Source organism: Halobacillus sp. BAB-2008 (assembly GCF_000328325.1).
GTDB lineage: Bacteria > Bacillota > Bacilli > Bacillales > Halobacillaceae > Halobacillus.
Genome location: NZ_ANPF01000101.1, coordinates 1 through 2,851, shown reverse-complemented (window position 1 = coordinate 2,851; position 2,851 = coordinate 1). Strand labels below are relative to the sequence as shown.

Below are 2,851 nucleotides of genomic sequence, written 5' to 3'. Positions count from 1 at the left end.
AACATCGTGAAGAAGCGGGAGGAGCTTGGGAAGTTCACGAAGCGTTCCGAGCTTAAGGATATTCCGAGGCTGGGAGCGAAGACGTTCGAGCAGAGTATCGGCTTCCTCCGCATACTGGACGGAGAGGATCCTCTCGATAGAACGTCTATTCACCCGGAGAGCTATAAGGCCACAAGGCAGCTGATTGCCGGAATCGGATACAGGACAGAGGATATTGGGACGGAGCAGTTGTCCGAAGCAGTCAAAGGTTTGGATACAGGAGAGCTCTCTCTAGAATCCGGCATCGGTAAACTTACATTGGAAGACATTTTGAAGTCTCTCGTCCAACCGGGGCGAGATCCGCGTGATGATTTACAGAAGCCGATTCTTAAGAAGAATGTTCTTTCTATGGAAGATTTGCAGCAGGGGATGGAACTGGAAGGGACCGTCCGTAACGTGGTCGATTTCGGTGCCTTCGTAGACATCGGAGTGAAACAGGACGGGCTTGTCCATATCTCCAAGTTATCCAATTCCTACGTCAAGCATCCGATGAACGTCGTGTCTGTCGGGGATGTCGTGACGGTGTGGGTGGAACAAGTGGATCCGAAGAAGCAGAGAATCGCTTTGACGATGGTCCAAAAATAAGAAAACGAACAACTACCTGGGAGGGAGCGCTCGCCGGGTAGTTGTTTTTATTTATATAGATGCTGGTAGTAGTACCAACATTGATTCAGTACTTTAATTTGATATTTATCCTTATTATAGAAAGCATCTGCCATTTGTTTCTTCAACCAGGACGGCATGGAAGTCGCTCCTTTCCGTTTCGATTTTTTCATGGATATGATAAAGTATGCAGAAGACAGAGGAGGTGTGACCGCTGATGATGACCGATCAAGAATTGCAGCAATGGACGAAGCAGCTTTCCGAGACGTATTTCCACAAACCCTATCCAGACAAGGTTTACTTTAATTCAAGACTCCGTACTACAGGGGGGCGGTACATTCCATCCCGAAGAACTATCGAAATCAATCCGAAGTATGTAAAGGAACTGGATGGGAAAGAATTAGAAGGCATCATCAAACATGAGCTTTGTCATTATCACCTTCATATAGAAGGAAAAGGATACACCCACCGCGATCCAGCCTTTAAAGCACTGCTGAAGGAAACAGGCTCACCAAGACACTGCGCACCGCTGCCTTCCCAGCGAAAAAGCTCCCATCAATATGTTTGCACACAATGCGGACAATCATACTACCGCCAAAGACGGATGGACGTCCGAAAGTACCGTTGCGGCAAATGTAAAGGGAAATTAAAAAAGAAGTAAAAAATACATTGACGAACAGAACATGTCCATGTTAAATTAAATAAGCCCTAGAAAAACGAACCAACATTCATTGAAAAACAACAATTTTTTCTTTGAAAAAGGTTTGACAAGCAAAGGGAATTGTTATAATATATATAACGTCGCCGATAAACGACGACATCGAAACATAATAACTATTCCAACGTAGCTCAGTGGTAGAGCAATCGGCTGTTAACCGATCGGTCGTAGGTTCGAATCCTACCGTTGGAGCCATTACGGAGAAGTACTCAAGTGGCTGAAGAGGCGCCCCTGCTAAGGGTGTAGGTCGCGTAAGCGGCGCGAGGGTTCAAATCCCTCCTTCTCCGCCATTTATCTTAATGGCCCGTTGGTCAAGCGGTTAAGACACCGCCCTTTCACGGCGGTAACACGGGTTCGAATCCCGTACGGGTCACTTTCAATCTTTACATAGGTCCGGTAGTTCAGTTGGTTAGAATGCCTGCCTGTCACGCAGGAGGTCGCGGGTTCGAGTCCCGTCCGGACCGCCATTGTCGTTGGGCCATAGCCAAGCGGTAAGGCAACGGTTTTTGGTACCGTCATGCGCTGGTTCGAATCCAGCTGGCCCAGCCATTTTTCTTTGAAAAAAGGGTTGACAAACAAACGAATAAGTTATATGATTGTTCTTGTGCTTGAAAAACAGAAAGCGCAAAAATAATTTTCAAAGTGTAATAGATTCCTTTTACGCGAGCCATTAGCTCAGTTGGTAGAGCATCTGACTTTTAATCAGAGGGTCGAAGGTTCGAGCCCTTCATGGCTCACCATTTTATGCGGGTGTGGTGGAATTGGCAGACACGCTAGATTTAGGATCTAGTGCTTCACGGCGTGGGGGTTCAAGTCCCTCCACCCGCACTTTCCATTTACATGATCAGCATTGAATTGTGAATAACAACTTGCGGTCGTGGCGGAATCGGCAGACGCGCTAGGTTGAGGGCCTAGTGGGAGTTAATCCCGTGGAGGTTCAAGTCCTCTCGGCCGCACTAACTTTTTCAAAAAAGTTCTTGCGTTCGAAAACAAGTTGTGATACAATATTCTTTGTCGCTTCATTTTAATACATGCGCCCGTAGCTCAATTGGATAGAGCGTCTGACTACGGATCAGAAGGTTAGGGGTTCGACTCCTCTCGGGCGCGCCATTTTAACGGGAAGTAGCTCAGCTTGGTAGAGCACTTGGTTTGGGACCAAGGGGTCGCAGGTTCGAATCCTGTCTTCCCGACCATCGAAAGTTTGAAAATGTAATATGCGGGTGTAGTTTAGTGGTAAAACCTCAGCCTTCCAAGCTGATGATGAGGGTTCGATTCCCTTCACCCGCTCCATTAATTTTACTACCATTGGGGCCTGTAGCTCAGCTGGTTAGAGCGCACGCCTGATAAGCGTGAGGTCGGTGGTTCAAGTCCACTCAGGCCCACCATTGAATGTATAATCGATCTTTGAAAACTGAACGAACCAACCAGTACGTCAAACATTCTTTCTATTATATAGAGAGAATTCAAACAAGCACATTCGGTGTGCAAAAT

The 2,851-nt window shown here is 46.8% G+C and carries 3 protein-coding genes and 12 tRNA genes; 14 read left to right on the top strand and 1 reads right to left on the bottom strand.

The features are described 5' to 3' along the window. Positions 1–624, top strand: a 624-nt coding sequence (locus D479_RS18830; protein ID WP_008640236.1) for a S1 RNA-binding domain-containing protein, incomplete at its 5' end; no start/stop codon positions are given. 47 nt (positions 625–671) lie between these two features. Here the strand turns inward: D479_RS18830 and cmpA are convergent. After that, a complete protein-coding gene (cmpA, locus tag D479_RS20495) occupies positions 672–782 on the bottom strand; it encodes a cortex morphogenetic protein CmpA (RefSeq protein ID WP_008640235.1) in 111 nt (36 codons plus the stop codon). A gap of 80 nt (positions 783–862) precedes the next feature. Between cmpA and D479_RS18825 the strand changes: the two genes are divergently transcribed. From D479_RS18825 to D479_RS18765, 13 genes are all read left to right on the top strand, one after another. Further along, positions 863–1,303, top strand: a complete 441-nt coding sequence (locus D479_RS18825) for a SprT family protein (RefSeq protein ID WP_026576971.1) — start codon at positions 863–865, stop codon at positions 1,301–1,303. 177 nt (positions 1,304–1,480) lie between these two features. Then, positions 1,481–1,555: transfer RNA gene (locus tag D479_RS18820), tRNA-Asn, on the top strand. Between the two features lie 4 nt (positions 1,556–1,559). Continuing rightward, a tRNA-Ser gene (locus D479_RS18815) sits at positions 1,560–1,650 on the top strand. An 11-nt stretch (positions 1,651–1,661) separates the two neighbouring features. Continuing rightward, positions 1,662–1,733, top strand: a tRNA-Glu gene (locus D479_RS18810). Between the two features lie 17 nt (positions 1,734–1,750). Further along, positions 1,751–1,827, top strand: a tRNA-Asp gene (locus tag D479_RS18805). Between the two features lie 7 nt (positions 1,828–1,834). Next, a tRNA-Gln gene (locus tag D479_RS18800) sits at positions 1,835–1,909 on the top strand. 115 nt (positions 1,910–2,024) lie between these two features. After that, positions 2,025–2,100: transfer RNA gene (locus tag D479_RS18795), tRNA-Lys, on the top strand. 6 nt (positions 2,101–2,106) lie between these two features. After that, a tRNA-Leu gene (locus tag D479_RS18790) sits at positions 2,107–2,188 on the top strand. A gap of 43 nt (positions 2,189–2,231) precedes the next feature. Continuing rightward, positions 2,232–2,316, top strand: a tRNA-Leu gene (locus tag D479_RS18785). Between the two features lie 77 nt (positions 2,317–2,393). Then, positions 2,394–2,470 (top strand) — tRNA-Arg (locus tag D479_RS18780). A gap of 6 nt (positions 2,471–2,476) precedes the next feature. Beyond that, positions 2,477–2,553, top strand: a tRNA-Pro gene (locus tag D479_RS18775). Positions 2,554–2,576: 23 nt separating this feature from the next. Then, positions 2,577–2,650, top strand: a tRNA-Gly gene (locus D479_RS18770). 18 nt (positions 2,651–2,668) lie between these two features. Continuing rightward, positions 2,669–2,745 (top strand) — tRNA-Ile (locus D479_RS18765). The last annotated feature ends 106 nt before the right edge of the window (positions 2,746–2,851 follow it).